We start from the raw sequence: 15,039 nt of genomic DNA, 5'->3' as shown, positions 1-15,039 counted from the left end.
GAGTCCTGCGTCGCCGTGGCGGCGAGGCGGTCGCTCTGTCCCGTACACACACCTGCCCCGCCGCTGGTGGCGGGGCCCTTGAACACGCGGGAGGACGACGAACTCCGAGGGAATGCCTCCATGCTACGGGGCGTGCGGTCACCGGGGGAGGGCGGGGCCCGGTGAGTTTGCCCACTACGTCGTGGACGGGCCGCGGGTGCGTAGGATGTGCGAGGTAGCAGCCCGGTGGACGCAGGCGGTGAACGTGCAGGCAGGTGGGCAGGCCGACTCGGCGGTCTGGACGGTCCCGAACGTCGTCAGCATGCTTCGTCTGGCGCTGGTGCCCGTGTTCGCCGTCCTGATCGTCGTGGGCGAGGACGTGTGGGCGCTGGTGGTTCTCGCCGCGTCGGGTGCGACGGACTGGCTGGACGGCGTCCTGGCGCGCCGGCTGAACCAGGTCACCAAGCTGGGCCAGATGCTGGACCCCGCGGCGGACCGGTTGTTCATCCTCGTGACGTTGATCGGCCTGACCTGGCGCGGCGTCATCCCGTGGTGGGTGCTGGCGGTCATCGTGGCGCGCGACGTGATGCTCGCGTTCCTGGTGCGCCCGCTGGCCCGGCGTGGGTACGGTCCGGTGCCGGTCACGTTCGTCGGCAAGGCCGGCACGTTCGCGCTGCTGTACGCCTTCCCGCTGCTGCTCCTGGCGGCGATGCCGGGCGGCGTCGGTGCGGTGGCGCACGTGATCGGCTGGGCGTTCGCCTGGTGGGGCATCGGGCTGTACTGGCTGGCCGGCTTCCAGTACGTGCGGCACGTGCGACGGCTGGTGACCGACGACCGTGGTGAGGCGCAGACGGAAGGTGCGGCATGAACGTGGCGACGGGTCGGCGCCCGGACGAGTCGATGACGCTCCTGGTCGAGGTGATGGAGAGCCCGCTGGACGCGGGGTACGCCCAGGCGGCGCGTCGCCGTGCGGCGGGGGAGCGGAGGCACCGGTCCACGCTGGCGCTGCTCGGGCTGCTGGCGGTGCTGCTCGGGCTGATGACGGTCGCTGCCGCTCAGCAGCTACGAGCGCCGGTGGAGGGTGTCTCGGCGCGCGAGGTGCTCCAGGAGGAGATCCTCGCGCGGCAGGCGACCGCCGAGGACCTGCGGGAGCGCTCGGCGGCGCTGTCGGCGGAGATCACCGCACTGAACGAGGAGACGTTGGCCGCTCAGGACGCGGAGCTCGTGGACCGGCTGCGCCTGGACGGGGTGACCACCGGGTCGGTGGCGGTCTCGGGGCCGGGACTGGTGGTGACCCTGAGCGACGGCGCGGTGGGGACCGCCCAGGACGGTTCGGCGACGTCGGCGCCGGTGCAGGCGATCGACCTGCAGCGGGTCGTCAACGCGCTGTGGGCGTCCGGCGCGGAGGCGATCAGCGTCGGCGGGGAGCGGCTGACGTCGGTGTCGGCGATCCGGCACGCCGGCCAGGCGATCATGGTGGATCTCGTGCCGCTGCCCGGGCCGAGCTACGCGGTCGAGGCGATCGGTGACCCGGAGGAGATGCAGACCGCGTACGCTCGGACCGACGCGCCGGCGTACACGCAGCTCCTGTCGTCGCAGTACGGCATCGGGTCCTCGCTGGAGACCGCCGACTCGTTGGAGCTCGCCGGGGTGGGCAGCCAGCTGTTGCGGTACGCGGAGCCGGTGGAGGCGGACGTGAGTCCGGACGAAGACCAGGAGGGGAACCCATGATCGCCGTCGTCGGGCTCGTGATCGGCGTGGCCGCCGGTCTGCTGCTGGAGCCGACCGTGCCCGTGGCGCTGCAGCCGTACCTGCCCATCGCGGTGGTGGCGGCGCTGGACGCGTTGTTCGGTGGCCTGCGCGCGAAGCTGGACGGGCTGTTCGACGACAAGGTCTTCGTGGTGTCGTTCCTGTCCAACGTGCTGGTCGCGGCGTTCATCGTGTTCCTGGGCGACCAGCTCGGTGTCGGTTCGCAGCTGTCGACGGCCGTGGTGGTCGTGCTGGGCATCCGCATCTTCTCCAACGCGGCCTCGATCCGCCGGCACCTGTTCAAGGCATGAGGATGAACGACGACGAGCGCACGGACTCCCCGGACCGGACGCCGGGCGAGGACGACACCGCACCGCTGACGCCGCCGGACGCGGCCGCGGAGCCGCCCGCGCCGGGGGGCGGGGACGTCGAGCCGACGCCGGTCGCCGAGCACCCCGACGAGCCGGTCGGGGAGACGGCACCGCTCGAGGAGGCGACCCCGCTCGGCGAGGGCCTCGACGAGCCCACGCCGCTCGAGGAACCGGCACACCCGGACCTGCCCACGGACGCCTCCGGGGAGTCCGCGAGCGGCCACGGGCCGCGCGTCGCGGCGGACCCCCTGGACCTGTCGGTCCCCGTCGAGCAGCTCGACACCGGCGACGAGCCGGTGCCGGGCCACGGGGCGGCCGCGGCCGAGGAGGACCCCGCCCCGGGGACGGGCGAGACCGACGACGGCGCGCACCGGACGCCGGAGCCGGCGACCGCCGGCCCGTTCCCCCCGACGGGTGCCCAGGCCCTCCCCGGCCGTGCCGACGACGAGCCGGCCGGCTCCGCCCCGAGGGGCACCGGTGCGCACGAGCCGCCCCCGGCGACCGGCTGGCGGGCACTAGGTCAGATGCTGCGCCCGCGGGGCACCCGCTCGCAGCTGCTGGTCGCGCTGCTGCTCGCCGCGCTCGGGTTCGCGCTCGTGGTCCAGGTGCAGCAGTCCGCCCAGGACCCGCTGTCCTCGGCGCGCCAGGACGACCTGGTGCGTCTGCTGGACGAGGTGACCCAGCGCTCCGAGCAGCTCGGTGACGAGGTGCGCGAGCTGACGGCGACCCGGGACGAGCTCGCCTCCGGTTCCGGGCAGGCGCAGGCGGCGCTCGAGCTGGCGGAGGAGCGGGCGACGTCCGAGGGCATCCTGTCCGGCCGGCTCCCCGCGGTGGGGCCCGGTCTGGAGATCGTCATCAGCGACCCCGACCGGGTGCTGGCGGCCTCGAAGATGTTCAACATGCTCGAGGAGCTGCGCAACGCCGGGGCGGAGGTCATCGCGGTCAACGACGTCCGCCTGGTGACCTCGACCTGGTTCCTGGACGGCGCGAGCGGCATCATCGTCGACGACCAGCTCATCGAGCCGCCGTACCGCTGGCAGGTCATCGGTGACCCCGCCACCCTGACACCCGCGCTGGAGATCCCCGGCGGCGCCCTCGCCGCGGTGCGCAACGACGGGGCCGACGCCCGCACGGAGGAACGGGACGAGGTCCTGATCGACGCCGTCCGCGTGCCCAGCGAACCCGAGTACGCCACCCCGAGGCGCCCCGCGGAGTAGACCGCGGTCGGAACCTCACGAAGGCTGCTTCCCGACGCAGGTGGTGAGAAGGTAGGTTGAGCGGACGACGGCGCACGTCGCCCGCGTGATTCAGCAGGAGGACGAATGACGGACCCGCGCTCCACGCCGCGCCACGAGGCCGGCGCGGACACCACCGCGCATCTCGGTCGGATCGGTGGTTCCACCGAGGAGCAGACCCCGCGCGTCCCGCTGACCGCGGAGGAGTCGGCCGCCGTGTCCGCGCTGCCGCGACACTCCGCCCTGCTCGTGGTCCAGTACGGGTCCGGCGCCGTCGGCGAACGGTTCCTGCTGGACACCGACCGCGCCGTGGCCGGACGCAGCGAGCACGCCGACATCTTCCTCGACGACGTCACCGTGTCGCGCAAGCACGCGGAGTTCGTCCGCGAGGGCGACCGCTTCGTGGTGCGCGACATCGGTTCGCTCAACGGCACCTACCTCAACCGCGAGCGCATCGACGCGGCGGTCCTGACCACGGGCGACGAGGTCCAGATCGGCAAGTTCCGGATGTCCTTCCACGCCAGCCCGCAGGCGCCGCGGGACCTGCAGGCGCCGGCATCGTGACGGCTGGTTCCGGGGCGGCCTCGGCTTCGGAGCCCGACGCGCCGGAACCCTGGCCGCGGGGGATCTCCCGCCACGCCGGCATGCGGATCTCCGACGTGCTCAACCACCTGCGGGGGGACTTCCCGCACGTGTCCCACTCCAAGCTGCGGTTCCTGGAGGACCAGGGCCTGATCACCCCGGTGCGGACCCCGGCGGGCTACCGCCAGTACAGCCCCGCGGACGTCGAGCGGCTGCGGTTCGTGCTGTCGGAGCAGCGGGACTCCTACCTGCCGCTGAAGGTCATCAAGGAGCGCCTGGCCGCGATGGACGCGGGGGAGCCCGCACCCGGTCCCTCGCCACGCCCGGCACCGGACGGCCCGGGCGAGGACTCGCGGCGACGCTGGACCGTGGAGTCGCTCGCCGGCACGACGGGCACGAGCGTCGAGTTCGTCGAGTCCCTGGTCACGGCCGGGGTGCTGCAGCCCAGCGGCGACACCCTGGACGGGTCGGCCGCCGAGGTGGTGCGCATCGTGCAGCGCCTGACCGAGCACGGCATCGAGCCGCGGCACCTGCGTCCGCTGCGTTCCTCCGCCGCCCGCCACGTGGCGCTCGTCGACCAGGCGGTGGCCCCGTACCGCAGCCACCAGAACGGCAACGGCGGCACGGTCGCCGGGGAGCTCGCCGCCGAGCTGGGCGACCTGCTGGCCCGGCTGCACACCACCTGGATCCGCCAGGGTACCGACGGCACCGTCTAGCCGCCCCGGCACGCGCGGGTGGGCCCACGTCGTCGTACCGTGGACAAGGTGGGAAGAGACGAGGGCGCCGAGGCGCCCATGGTGCCCGTCGAGGTGCTCGGGGTGCGTCAGCAGCAGAACGATCAGGAGATCGTCGTGCTGCTGCTGGACACCTCCGCGGAGCTCGCCGTCCCGATCGTCATCGGTGCCCGCGAGGCGTCCGCCATCGCCATGGCGCAGGCAGGGGTCGCCACGCCGCGCCCCATGACGCACGACCTGCTGCGCGACCTGCTCACCGCCGTGGGGGTCGAGCTCGATCAGGTGGAGATCGTCGCCCTGGACGGCGGCATCTTCTTCGCCGAGCTGGTGCTGTCCAACGGCACCCGCCTGGACTCGCGGGCCTCGGACGCGATCGCCCTGGCCGTGCGCACCGGCAGCCCCGTGCTGTGCTCGGCCGAGGTGGTCGCCGCGGCCGGCGTCGAGATCGTCGACCTCGCCCAGCAGCGCGAGGTGGAGAAGTTCCGCGACTTCCTCGACCACGTGAACCCGGAGGACTTCACGAACCCCGAGCCGGGCGACGACGTCGAGGACGGCGGCAGCCCCGACACGCCCCCTTGACCCTCACCTCGACGGTGGGGGTTCGCGCGTATCCTCGACAGCACCCGTCAGCCGCGACCGCACGTCGCGGCTCGGCACCGCCCCGCGACACGCCACGTCCCGCGAAGGCGACGTCGTTGACGACCCCCCGGGGCCGCCATAGCGTGGAAGCGACAACTCAGGAGGCACAGTGGACAGCAGCAGCGAGGCCAGCGCCTCGGTCGGTGTCACCCCGGCGGGCGCCCAGGGCCTCCTGTTCGGCGAGAACCTCACGGAGCAGGACGCCGGGACCGGGTACCGGGGGACGACGGCGTGCCGCGTCGTCGGGATCACCTACCGGCAGCTGGACTACTGGGCCCGCACGGGTCTGGTGGAGCCGTCGATCCGTGCCGCCACCGGGTCCGGCACGCACCGTCTCTACAGCTTCCGCGACGTGCTCGTGCTCAAGATCGTCAAGCGGCTGCTCGACACCGGCGTCTCCCTGCAGCAGATCCGCAGCGCGGTGACGCACCTGCGGGAGCGCGGGGTGGAGGATCTCGCGCAGATCACCCTGATGAGCGACGGCGCGTCCGTCTACGAGTGCACCTCGCCCGACGAGGTCGTCGACCTCGTCCAGGGCGGTCAGGGCGTGTTCGGCATCGCGGTCGGCCGCGTGTGGCGCGAGATCGAGGGCACCCTGTCCCAGATGCCGACGGAGTCCCTCGAGGACCACGACCCGGACGGCGTGCACGCCGACGACGAGCTCGCCGCCCGACGCCGGGCCCGCACCGCGGGCTGAGGCCGTCGGCCGGCGGGACCGCCGGCAGGGGTCCGGCCGGGGCGAGCGGTGCGGCTCAGAGCAGGGGCTCGAGCGGCTCCAGGGCGCGCTCGGCGACCTTGTTGACGAAGGAACGGCCCAACCACTCCTCGTAGGTCAGCTCGCGCGCGTTGGACTCGTCCATCCGGAAGATGTCCTCGAGCCGGCTCGCCAGGCCCCGGTCGACGATGTCGAGGTTGATCTCGTAGTTGCCCGTGAGGCTCAGCCGGTCGATGTTGGCCGTGCCGACCGTGGCCCAGCGTCCGTCGATCGTGGCCGTCTTGGCGTGCACCATGGCGCCCTGGTAGAGCATGATCCGCACGCCGCCGCGCAGCAGCTTGGTGTAGCGGCCCCGGGCCAGCCAGTCCGCGAGCGCGTGGTTGGACCGTTCGGGCACCAGCACGCGCACGTCGACGCCGCGGGCGGCGGCGGCGAGCAGCGCGCGCAGGATGTCGCGGTCCGGGATGAAGTAGGCCTGGGTGATGTAGATGTGGCTGGTGGCGCGGTCGATGGCGTCGAGGTAGATGCCCCGGATGGGGAACACGAGGTCGCTGGGGGCGTTGCGGGCGGCGCGCAGGGCGGGCTGCCAGTGCTCGGCGCCGACGTCCTGCAGCACGGGGTGCTTCGGGCCGCGCCACCGGTTCCAGAAGTCGACGAAGGCGTTGCGCAGCTCCCACACGGCCGGGCCGTCGATGCGCACGTGGGTGTCGCGCCACTGGGTGGCGTACAGGTCACCGATGTTGTAGCCGCCGACGAACCCGACCCGGTCGTCCACGACGAGGATCTTGCGGTGGTCCCGCCCGGACTTGCGGAGGTTGAGCGTGAGCAGCCCGGCCCGCACGACCGGGAAGCGCAGCACGTGCACCTGCGGCGGGAACACGAAGAAGGCCGGCGGCACCACGAGGTTCGCGAAGCCGTCGTAGATGACGTAGACCTCCACGCCGCGTTCGCACGCATCGGCGATGGCCTGCTTGAACCGTTCGCCGATCCGGTCGCCCTTCCAGATGTAGGACTCCAGCAGGACCGTGTGCTCGGCCGACTCGATGGCCTCGAGCATCGCGTCGTACAGGTCGGCGCCGTAGGTGTACAGCGTGGCGTGCGACCCCTCGACGTCCGTCGTCGTCGGTTCCGCGGTGGGGAACTTGGCGTCCAGCGGATGGCGTTGACCGCGGATCTTGTCGATCGTCATCACGGCCGCGCCCGCGGTCAGCGGGATCGCGGCGGCGACGGCCGCGGCACGGCCGGCCAGGCGCAGGACCCTGCGCCAGTCGACGTGGACGTCGATGGGGAGCGTGGAACGGAAGGAACCATCGGGCACAGGGTCACCGTAGCGACGACTCCGGCGATCTGCGCGGCGAGCCGCTCGCCGCGGTCGGCGGTGTGCCCTGCAACGACGTCGCCAGGGGGTGGGTGCGCAGGGCGGCGGCGAGCTCGCCGTCGATGCGGTCGAGGTAGACGTCGGTGGTCGCGATCGAGGAGTGGCCGAGCAGCTCGGCGACGACCTTGACGTCCCACCCGTCGGCCACGAGGAGCGTCGCGGTGGTGTGGCGCAGAGCGTGCGGGGTCGTGGGTCGCCGGTACGGCTCGGGCATCCGGGCCACGGCGCGCGCCAGCAGGGCCCGCACCGCCTGGGTGTCGAGCCGTCGGCCGCGCCAGGACAGCAGCAGGGCGCCCTGGGCGTCGGCGTCGTCGGGGCGGCGGGCGGCCAGCCGGGGGCGCAGGGTGCCCAGGTAGGTCTCCAGGGCATCGGCCAGCGGCGGGCTGAGCGCGACTTTGCGGGTGCTGCCGCCCTTGCCGAGGATGCGCCAGCTCGTCTGGTCGGGTTCGCGCACGAAGTCCGCGACGTCGGCGCGCACCAGCTCCGAGACGCGGGGGCCGAGCACGATCAGCAGCGCCACGACGAGCCGGTCACGGTCCGCGAGCGCCTGGTCGGCCCGCGTCGGCGCTGCGGTGGTGGTGGCGTCCTGGCGGACGGTGCCGAGCAGGGCCTGGGCGGCGGACGCGGACAGGGCGGTGCGCTGGACGCGCAGGCGTTCGCGGACCTTGGCCGGTGGAGCGGCCCACTGCATCGGGTCGGCCTGGACCCAGCACTGCCGGGTGGCGTGGGAGAAGAAGCGGGTCACGGACTGGCGGAACCGGTTGACGGTGGCGGTGGAGCGGCCGGGGCCGGTCTTGCGGGCGGGGTCGGTGTACCGGCCGTCGGGGCCGGCCTGGTAGCGCACCAGGGCGTCGTCGACGTCCTCTCCGGTGACGTCGTCGAGGACCCGGTCCGGGCCGAGCAGCTCGACGAGCTCGCGCACGTCGCGACGGTAGGAGCGTTCGGTGGCGGCGGAGAGCACGCCCCGCACCGTCTCCACACGGACGGCGGCGAGGTAGCGGTCGCCGGCGTCGGCGACGGTGACCCGTTCGGGGCGGGGTGGGGCGACCACGGCTGCAGAGGATCCTTTCGCTGCGTGACCTGCGACGACCCCGTGAGACTAGTGCCGGGCTCCGACACCGGCGCGGGTATCCCGCGCGGGGCGGACGTGCTTGGATGCCCCTGATGCGCGTCATGTCCGTGAAAGCGCGGTAGATCATTCTTCTCGTGGCTGTGGTGGCCCTCGCCGTCACCCTGTCGCCGTCCGGGCACCCCGGGCCGGTCCCGTACGCCGAGGGGTTGGTCGACCGTGTCGACGTGGGCGACGTCCAACCGTGGCCGGACTCGGTGCGGGGCGCGATGCCCGGGGTGGGGTACCGAGACCCGTACGGCGGGCCGACGCCGGTGGACGTCGCCGACGCGGTGGTGGTCGGGAGGTTCACCGCGCAGGTGCTGCTGGTCGGATTCTTCGACCAGCGCGAGCTCGCCGACGTGGCCGACGAGCTCGTCGCCGTCGACCGTGTCGCGCTGTTCCTGAACCGCCCGGTTTTCACCGAGCGCTCCGGTTGGGCCGTCAGCCTGGACTGGAGCCTGCTGGGGGAGGTGTCCGCGGACGGGGCGGTGACGTGGCCGGTGCTGGACGCGGCGCGTGCGGCGGAGGAGGAGCGGCGTGACGGGCAGGCGCTCCCGCCGCAGCGGCGGGGCAGGACGCCGGGGAGCCTCCCGGTCGACGTGTTCACCCTGGAGGATCTGCGCTCCGGAGCCGGGTGAGGGGTTCGACGTCAGGACGGTCGGCGCGAGGGTCGCGCATCTCAGCCCAGACCACTGTGTTGCCCTATACACAATGGTTTGGGCTTCATGTCCGTTTCAGGGTAGCGCGGACGGCCCGGTGGTGCCCGACGTCACCGGGCCGGTGGCCCGCGGGGTGTCCGGGCGTGACGCCCGCTGCTAGCGTGCGGCGCAGAGTCCGTGACCAGGACTCCCGGACGAGGGGTGCCGTACCCGGAGCGCGACAAGACGGCATCGGGGAGTGGTGGTCATGTCCTGGATCCTGCTGGTGGTCTCCGGTGTGCTGGAGGCCGTGTGGGCGACCGCGCTGGAACGCTCCGAGGGTTTCTCGCGCCTGGTGCCGTCGATCGTCTTCGCCGTCTCGCTGACCGCCAGCATGGCGGGCCTGGCGTTCGCGCTGCGTGAGCTGCCGGTCGGCACGGCCTACGCCGTCTGGGTCGGCATCGGCGCCACGCTGACCGCCGGCTACGCGATGTTCACCGGCGCCGAGCCGGTCACCGTCGTGCGCGTCCTGCTGATCCTGGGGATCGTCGGCTGCGTCGCCGGCCTGAAGATCGCCTCCTGAGCGGGTCAGCTCGACGGCGCCACGCTGCGGCGCATCACCGTGTTCTTCATGCCCTTGGGCCGGATGAAGTCGAAGCCGGCACGCTCGTAGACGGCCCTCGTGCCGTTGTAGAGGAACGAGGGCGACAGGCGGCGCTCGCCAGGGATGGGGGGATAGCCTTCGACGATGCCTCCGCCGTCCCGCGCGATCAGCTCAAGGGCGCCGTGCAGCGCGACGGTCACCAGGCCGTGCCGGCGGAACCGCTTGTCGACGAAGATGCAGGTGATCCGGTAGTCCGGCTCGAGGTCCTGCTCGGCGAGGTACTGCTTGAGGTGGTGGATGTGGGGCAGCTCCGCCGGCGTCCCGTACTCCGCCCAGGCGATCGCTTCCTCGCCATCGTCGCCGTCGCGGACCACGAGCGCAGCGTGGGCGATGCCTTCGTCGACGAGGCGCTTCTTGAACACCCGGTTGCCGTCGTATCCCGGGCCGCGGTCTTCCCGGTCGGGATGGAAGTTGACGCACCAGCAGCCGCCGAAGATCCCGTGGTGGCGCTCCACGAGCGCGGCGAACAGCGGCCAGGTGTCCGTGGTCAGGGCCTTGATCGTCGTCGAGCCGGGGTCCTGGTGCGGCATGGCTCGACTGTAGCGAGCGGTGAGCCCACCGACCAGGGTCCGGCTCGGGGGAGGCGGAGCGGGCACCCGGGCGGGCCGCTATGCCACGCGAAATGACATAATGTACATTATCGGCCCGTTACCGGATCGGACGGACGGCTGCTGCGAGGCCCCGAGATCCGCGCCTCGTGCTGGCTAGCCTGGTGCGCGTGACCCTCCGACCACGTCGGGACGCCGACCTGCCCGAGCTCGTCGACCGGCTCGCCGAGACCCACCGGCTCGACCGGTACCCGGTGCGCCCCGCCAGCGTCCGCGCCGGCTGGCTCACCGCGCACGACGGGCCCGCCTTCGTGGCGCTCGTGGCCGGGCGCCCGGTCGGCCACGTCGCCGTCCACGGCCACGGTCCGTGCGAGATCGTGCGCTTCTTCGTCGCTCCGGCGGCACGAGGCCGTGGTCTGGCGGGTGCGCTGCTCGACCGTGCCGTCACCGCGGCGCGGCTGCGGTCCGACGACGTCGTGCTGCAGGTCATGGAGCACAACATCGCCGCGATCGGGTTCTACGAACGGATCGGCTGGCGGCGCACCGGTGCGTCCACCATGGACTGGGACGACGAACGCCGGTCCTGCTTCTGGTACACGGCGCCGTGACCGGCTCCCGGCCGCGGCCGGCCCGGCGGCGGTGACACGTGCCCCTGCCGGCACCGGCGGAGAACTTTTCATGACACGGCGTCCTCTCCCCCGGGATCCGGACAGAAATTCTGTGAATTCTCCCAATTGACGCTCAATTTACATGAGATTGATGCGCAGGAAGCCTTCACCTGATATTCAGGTTCTGCAGTCCGTCCAGCACGATGACGTCGTCGGAGGTAGCAGAATGCCAGGCAAACGGATCATCAGCGGGGCCGCGGCGGCCGCGCTCGTCGGAGGGCTCCTCGTCGGAGGGGCTTCGGTGGCCGGGGCGCACCCGGGCCACGACTTCACCGGAGACAGCAAGCCGCTCAAGGAGCGCTACTTCGACAACGGCGTCGTCGGCGACGTCAGCCCCGGCGGGGTGCCCATGGAGGCGATGTCGGGCGAACGGTGCGAGGACGGCATGGCGGCCGACCTCTTCCCCTGCCAGAAGGTCGACCTCGCCTCGTTCACCCCGTTGCAGGACCTCGGCGCGACCCACCTCAACGACATCTGGGGCTGGGAGGACGACGAGACCGGCATGCAGGTGGCCATCGTCGGCACCTTCGAGGGCACCGCGTTCGTCGACGTGACCGACGGGGAGAACCCGGTCCTGCTCGGCACGCTGGGAGCCGTGAACCCGGACGACTCCGGGAACATCTGGGGTGACGTGCGGGTGTTCGAGGACACCGCCTACATCGTCACCGAGTCGTTCGACATCAGCACCTACGACCGTGCCACGGGCTACCTCGAGGGCAACGGCGTCCAGATCGTCGACCTGACCCAGTTCCGTGGTGCGACCGGCGAGATGGAGGTCGTCGAGGAACCGCGGATCACCGACTTCACGCAGAGCCACAACGTCTCGATCAACACCGACACGGGCCGGCTCTACGTGGTCGGCGCGGTCTACTCGGTGAAGAACGAGTGCGCCGTCGACCCGCCGGCCGGGTACCCGGCGGTCTACAGCGGCAGCGGTGGCGCGATCGTCTACGACCTCAACGGCGACCCGACCTCCCCCACCCTGGTCGGCTGCATGAACGAGGACGGATACAGCCACGACATCCAGTGCGTGGTCTACCACGGCCCGGACGTGGACTACCAGGGCCGCGAGATCTGCGTCGGGTCCAACGAGGACACCGTGACGCTGTACGACGTCACAGACATCGACAACCCCGTCGTGCTGTCCCGCCTGCCCTACGACGCCGCGGCCTACACCCACCAGGGCTGGCTCAGCGAGGACCACCGGTTCTTCTTCCTCGGCGACGAGATCGACGAGCTGGCGGGAACCGTCGGCGAGCGCACCACCTACATCTGGGACTTCACCGACCTGGACGACGCCGAGCTCATCGGCATGCACAGCGACGGCAACACCTCGATCGACCACAACATGTTCGTCAAGGACGGGCTGCTGTACCAGTCGAACTACACCTCGGGCCTGTGGATCTACGACGCCTGGAAGGCCGAGCAGGGCCGGGTGACGTCGCGCGGCTTCTTCGACGTCTTCCCCTCGGACGACCGCACCGACTTCTTCGGCACCTGGGGCAACTACCCCTACTTCGGTGACGGGAAGGTCGTCGTGACCAGCAGCGACGAGGGTCTCTTCGTCCTGCAGTCGCGGGCGAAGAGCTCCTCGCAGAACAACGGCATGAAGCCTGCGATGTAGCAGGCGCGCTGAACGAACGTCGCGCGGGTCGGACCGGTCACGGTCCGGCCCGCGCGGTCGTTGCACCCGCACCTCTCCCCCGGCGGCCGCGACGGCGAAAGGTCGGATCCCGGACCAAGGTCCCGGCCGGGAGGGACGAACGCGGGTACCGCCGCCCGCGCCGCACTCCTAGCGTGGACGGTGTCCGTCGGGGCGCCTCCACGAGGAGGCGCCCGGCGGCCACGGGACCGGGGAGAGCCACATGCGTACCGTCGTCGTCACGGGGTCCGCGTCCGGGATCGGGCGCGCGACCAGAGACCTGCTGCGGTCGCGCGGGGACCGGGTGATCGGGGTGGACGTGCACGACGCGGACGTCGTCGCCGACCTGTCGACCACGGACGGTCGGGCGCGGCTGGTCGAACGCGTCCGCGAGCTGGGCGACGGACGCCTCGACGCCGTCGTCGCCAACGCGGGCCTGGCCCACGAGTCCCCGGCGACCGTGGCGGTCGACTTCTTCGGTGCCGTGGCGACGCTGGACGGGCTGCGCGACCTGCTGACGGGTTCCACGGCGCCGCGCGCCGCCGCCACCGCCTCGATGGCGGTGCTGCTCGGCGCGGACGACGAGCTCGTCGAGCGGTGCCTCGCCGGCGACGAACCCGCGGCGCTGGAACGGGCCGAGCATCTCGTGACGTCCGGGCGGGGCGGCATGCTCTACCCGAGCGCCAAGAAGGCGCTGTGCCGGTGGGTCCGGCGGCACGCCGCGACGCCCGAGTGGGCCGGCGCCGGCATCCCGCTGAACGCCATCGCCCCGGGGATCGTGCGGACGCCGATGGTCGCCGACCTCATCGCGACGCCGGAGCAGCGTGACGCGATGGCGCAGGCGGTCCCCATGCCGTTGAACGGCTACATGGACCCCGAGGTCCCGGCACGACTGCTGGCCTGGCTCGTCGACGAGGAGAACTCGCACCTGTGCGGACAGGTCGTCTTCGTCGACGGCGGCTCCGACGTCGTCCTGCGCGGCGACACCACCTGCTAGCGAGAGAGGGCATCACCATGACCAAGGACGACAGCACGGGCGCCGTCACGCCGGCGTCGGACAACCCGGCGGCCGCCACGGTACGCCGCACCTGGGAGGACATGACCCGGGACCTCGGTGCGCTGTGGCCCGCACGGTGGGACTGGCCGTTCGGCGAGGGGACGTCGCCCCGCGACACGTCCCCGGTGAGCGGGTTCCCGCTGCGGGTCGAGGAGTTCCGTGAGGACGGCGACCTCGTGGTCCGCGCGGAGATCCCGGGCATCGACCCGGACGAGGACGTCGAGGTCACCGTCGACAACGGCGTGCTGAGGATCTCGGCGCACCGCGAGGAGCGCACCCGCCAGGAGGGCGACGAGTTCCGCAGCGAGTTCCGGTACGGCAGCTTCGAACGCCGCATCCGGCTGCCGCAGGGCGCGGACGTCGCAGACGTGGCCGCCACCTACCGCGACGGTGTGCTCGAGGTGCGTCTCCCCCTGCCGGCGGAGCGTCCGGAGACCCGGTCGGTCCCCGTTCAGCGCACCTGACCCGCGGCGGTCCGACGCAGCGCGTGCTGCGCGCGGGCCACCGTCCGGGCGACCTCGTCGTCCGGACGGGCAGCGAGGACCGCGAACGCGACGATCTGCAGCGGGATCGTCCCGCGGAACGCGTCGGCCCGGCGCACGGTGCCGGGGTCCGCGAGCGCCTCGACGTGCGGCCACAGGCCGAACGAGGTCGCGACGGTGGCGACGTCCTCGGCGGGGTCCTCCCGGGCGGTGAGGTCCCAGTCGATCACTCCGCTGACGCGGTCGCCCGACCACAGGACGTTGCTCGCCCCGAGGTCGCCGTGGTTGAGGGTGCGGGGGGCGTCCTCGAGGGCGGCGAGGGCGGCGATCCGGTGCTGGGCGTCGGCGCGCAGGTCGGCGTCCAGCAGGGGCACGACGCGCTCGCGCAGGGTCTGCTCCCAGGCCTCTCCCCCGCAGAAGGTTCGTCGTGGTGCCAGGTGCTCGGTGACGGGCGTGGTGTCGACGGCGTGCACGGCGTCCAGCAGCTCGCGCAGCACGCCCGGGTCCGGCGTGGTGGTCGGTGCCGTGCTGCCGTGGAGGCGCCGGGTGGCGACGGCGGTGTAGCCGTCGACCTCGACGGCCTCGCCGAGGGACCGTGGCACGGCGAACGGCAGGTCGGGCAGCGCGTCCACGAGGCGTCGGGCCCGCAGCACCTCTCCCCCGGCCTGGCGCTGCCGGGCGATGCGGACCGCGACCCGGTCGGTGAGCGCGACGACGGTGGCCGAGCCGTGCTCGACCCAGGTGATCTCGGTGCCGGCGGGTTCGTCGGCGGCCGCGAGCGCCGCGGTGGCCAGGGCGTCGAGGGTCGTGCGCGGGGGGCGCGGGTAGCGGGTCTCCCAGGTCACGG

Annotated in this window: 18 protein-coding genes and 1 riboswitch; of the genes, 14 read left to right on the top strand and 4 right to left on the bottom strand. The window is 72.5% G+C overall.

Going from position 1 to position 15,039, the window contains the following annotated elements; translation table 11 throughout:
• The first annotated feature begins 244 nt into the window (after positions 1-244).
• The 8 genes from clsA to HLI28_RS02010 all read left to right on the top strand — a co-directional run bounded on the left by clsA (position 245) and on the right by HLI28_RS02010 (position 5,986).
• Complete coding sequence (gene clsA / locus HLI28_RS02045) at positions 245-847, top strand: cardiolipin synthase ClsA (RefSeq protein ID WP_343035586.1); 603 nt, start codon at positions 245-247, stop codon at positions 845-847.
• Positions 844-1,710, top strand: coding sequence for a DUF881 domain-containing protein (locus HLI28_RS02040; protein WP_171245816.1), 867 nt, complete (start codon positions 844-846; stop codon positions 1,708-1,710). Before clsA ends, HLI28_RS02040 begins: the two co-directional genes overlap by 4 nt.
• Positions 1,707-2,039: a small basic family protein gene (locus HLI28_RS02035; RefSeq protein ID WP_171245815.1), complete on the top strand. Its 333-nt coding sequence runs from the start codon at positions 1,707-1,709 to the stop codon at positions 2,037-2,039. The genes HLI28_RS02040 and HLI28_RS02035 overlap by 4 nt, the downstream gene beginning before the upstream one ends.
• A complete protein-coding gene (locus tag HLI28_RS15375) occupies positions 2,036-3,316 on the top strand; it encodes a DUF881 domain-containing protein (protein ID WP_246246261.1) in 1,281 nt (426 codons plus the stop codon). Before HLI28_RS02035 ends, HLI28_RS15375 begins: the two co-directional genes overlap by 4 nt.
• Before the next feature lie 105 nt (positions 3,317-3,421).
• Positions 3,422-3,898 carry an FHA domain-containing protein gene (locus tag HLI28_RS02025; RefSeq protein WP_171245814.1) on the top strand — a complete coding sequence of 159 codons (477 nt, stop codon included), beginning with the start codon at positions 3,422-3,424 and terminating at the stop codon, positions 3,896-3,898.
• Positions 3,895-4,632, top strand: a complete 738-nt coding sequence (gene ftsR / locus HLI28_RS02020; RefSeq protein WP_343035566.1) for a transcriptional regulator FtsR — start codon at positions 3,895-3,897, stop codon at positions 4,630-4,632. The genes HLI28_RS02025 and ftsR overlap by 4 nt, the downstream gene beginning before the upstream one ends.
• Positions 4,633-4,710: 78 nt before the next feature.
• The gene (locus HLI28_RS02015; protein WP_171245960.1) at positions 4,711-5,229 is read left to right on the top strand and encodes a bifunctional nuclease family protein; all 519 of its coding nucleotides are present in this window, start codon (positions 4,711-4,713) and stop codon (positions 5,227-5,229) included.
• Between the two features lie 169 nt (positions 5,230-5,398).
• Positions 5,399-5,986: a MerR family transcriptional regulator gene (locus tag HLI28_RS02010; protein WP_171245813.1), complete on the top strand. Its 588-nt coding sequence runs from the start codon at positions 5,399-5,401 to the stop codon at positions 5,984-5,986.
• 55 nt (positions 5,987-6,041) lie between these two features.
• Here the strand turns inward: HLI28_RS02010 and HLI28_RS02005 are convergent, their stop codons facing one another.
• Both HLI28_RS02005 and HLI28_RS02000 read right to left on the bottom strand, forming a co-directional pair.
• Entirely contained in the window at positions 6,042-7,322 is a 1,281-nt protein-coding gene (locus HLI28_RS02005; RefSeq protein WP_343035564.1) for a phospholipase D-like domain-containing protein, read from the bottom strand.
• A gap of 4 nt (positions 7,323-7,326) precedes the next feature.
• On the bottom strand, positions 7,327-8,433 hold the full coding sequence (locus HLI28_RS02000; protein ID WP_171245812.1) for a tyrosine-type recombinase/integrase: 1,107 nt from the start codon (positions 8,431-8,433) through the stop codon (positions 7,327-7,329).
• 155 nt (positions 8,434-8,588) lie between these two features.
• Between HLI28_RS02000 and HLI28_RS01995 the strand changes: the two genes are divergently transcribed.
• Complete coding sequence (locus HLI28_RS01995) at positions 8,589-9,131, top strand: hypothetical protein (protein WP_171245811.1); 543 nt, start codon at positions 8,589-8,591, stop codon at positions 9,129-9,131.
• Positions 9,132-9,320: 189 nt separating this feature from the next.
• A riboswitch (guanidine-III (ykkC-III) riboswitch) is annotated at positions 9,321-9,387 on the top strand.
• 12 nt (positions 9,388-9,399) lie between these two features.
• Complete coding sequence (locus HLI28_RS01990) at positions 9,400-9,714, top strand: DMT family transporter (protein WP_171245810.1); 315 nt, start codon at positions 9,400-9,402, stop codon at positions 9,712-9,714.
• 5 nt (positions 9,715-9,719) lie between these two features.
• On the opposite strand, the gene HLI28_RS01985 is transcribed toward HLI28_RS01990, so the two are convergent.
• The gene (locus HLI28_RS01985) at positions 9,720-10,325 is read right to left on the bottom strand and encodes a GNAT family N-acetyltransferase (protein WP_171245809.1); all 606 of its coding nucleotides are present in this window, start codon (positions 10,323-10,325) and stop codon (positions 9,720-9,722) included.
• A 188-nt stretch (positions 10,326-10,513) separates the two neighbouring features.
• Between HLI28_RS01985 and HLI28_RS01980 the strand changes: the two genes are divergently transcribed.
• From HLI28_RS01980 to HLI28_RS01965, 4 genes are all read left to right on the top strand, one after another.
• The gene (locus tag HLI28_RS01980) at positions 10,514-10,951 is read left to right on the top strand and encodes a GNAT family N-acetyltransferase (protein ID WP_171245808.1); all 438 of its coding nucleotides are present in this window, start codon (positions 10,514-10,516) and stop codon (positions 10,949-10,951) included.
• A gap of 226 nt (positions 10,952-11,177) precedes the next feature.
• On the top strand, positions 11,178-12,635 hold the full coding sequence (locus HLI28_RS01975; protein ID WP_171245807.1) for a choice-of-anchor B family protein: 1,458 nt from the start codon (positions 11,178-11,180) through the stop codon (positions 12,633-12,635).
• Between the two features lie 241 nt (positions 12,636-12,876).
• The gene (locus HLI28_RS01970; protein ID WP_171245806.1) at positions 12,877-13,650 is read left to right on the top strand and encodes an SDR family oxidoreductase; all 774 of its coding nucleotides are present in this window, start codon (positions 12,877-12,879) and stop codon (positions 13,648-13,650) included.
• Positions 13,651-13,667: 17 nt separating this feature from the next.
• Entirely contained in the window at positions 13,668-14,174 is a 507-nt protein-coding gene (locus HLI28_RS01965; protein ID WP_246246260.1) for an Hsp20/alpha crystallin family protein, read from the top strand.
• Here HLI28_RS01965 and HLI28_RS01960 read toward each other — a convergent pair.
• On the bottom strand, positions 14,162-15,037 hold the full coding sequence (locus HLI28_RS01960; protein ID WP_171245805.1) for a phosphotransferase: 876 nt from the start codon (positions 15,035-15,037) through the stop codon (positions 14,162-14,164). The two genes, HLI28_RS01965 and HLI28_RS01960, sit on opposite strands and share 13 nt — an antisense overlap.
• Between the last annotated feature and the right edge of the window lie 2 nt (positions 15,038-15,039).

Origin of the sequence: Isoptericola sediminis, assembly GCF_013085345.1 — a bacterium.
GTDB lineage: Bacteria > Actinomycetota > Actinomycetes > Actinomycetales > Cellulomonadaceae > Isoptericola > Isoptericola sediminis.
The sequence above is the reverse complement of the archived record's forward strand: the minus strand, read 5'-3'. Positions and strand labels throughout refer to the sequence as shown.

Coding starts and splice junctions, on each gene's coding strand:
- HLI28_RS01975 (WP_171245807.1), top strand. CDS start 11,178: ATGCCAGGCAAACGGATCATCAGCGGGGCCGCGGCGGCCGCGCTCGTC.
- HLI28_RS02015 (WP_171245960.1), top strand. CDS start 4,711: ATGGTGCCCGTCGAGGTGCTCGGGGTGCGTCAGCAGCAGAACGATCAG.
- HLI28_RS02040 (WP_171245816.1), top strand. CDS start 844: ATGAACGTGGCGACGGGTCGGCGCCCGGACGAGTCGATGACGCTCCTG.
- HLI28_RS01985 (WP_171245809.1), bottom strand. CDS start 10,325: ATGCCGCACCAGGACCCCGGCTCGACGACGATCAAGGCCCTGACCACG.
- HLI28_RS15375 (WP_246246261.1), top strand. CDS start 2,036: ATGAGGATGAACGACGACGAGCGCACGGACTCCCCGGACCGGACGCCG.
- HLI28_RS02025 (WP_171245814.1), top strand. CDS start 3,422: ATGACGGACCCGCGCTCCACGCCGCGCCACGAGGCCGGCGCGGACACC.
- HLI28_RS01990 (WP_171245810.1), top strand. CDS start 9,400: ATGTCCTGGATCCTGCTGGTGGTCTCCGGTGTGCTGGAGGCCGTGTGG.
- HLI28_RS01965 (WP_246246260.1), top strand. CDS start 13,668: ATGACCAAGGACGACAGCACGGGCGCCGTCACGCCGGCGTCGGACAAC.
- HLI28_RS02035 (WP_171245815.1), top strand. CDS start 1,707: ATGATCGCCGTCGTCGGGCTCGTGATCGGCGTGGCCGCCGGTCTGCTG.
- HLI28_RS01970 (WP_171245806.1), top strand. CDS start 12,877: ATGCGTACCGTCGTCGTCACGGGGTCCGCGTCCGGGATCGGGCGCGCG.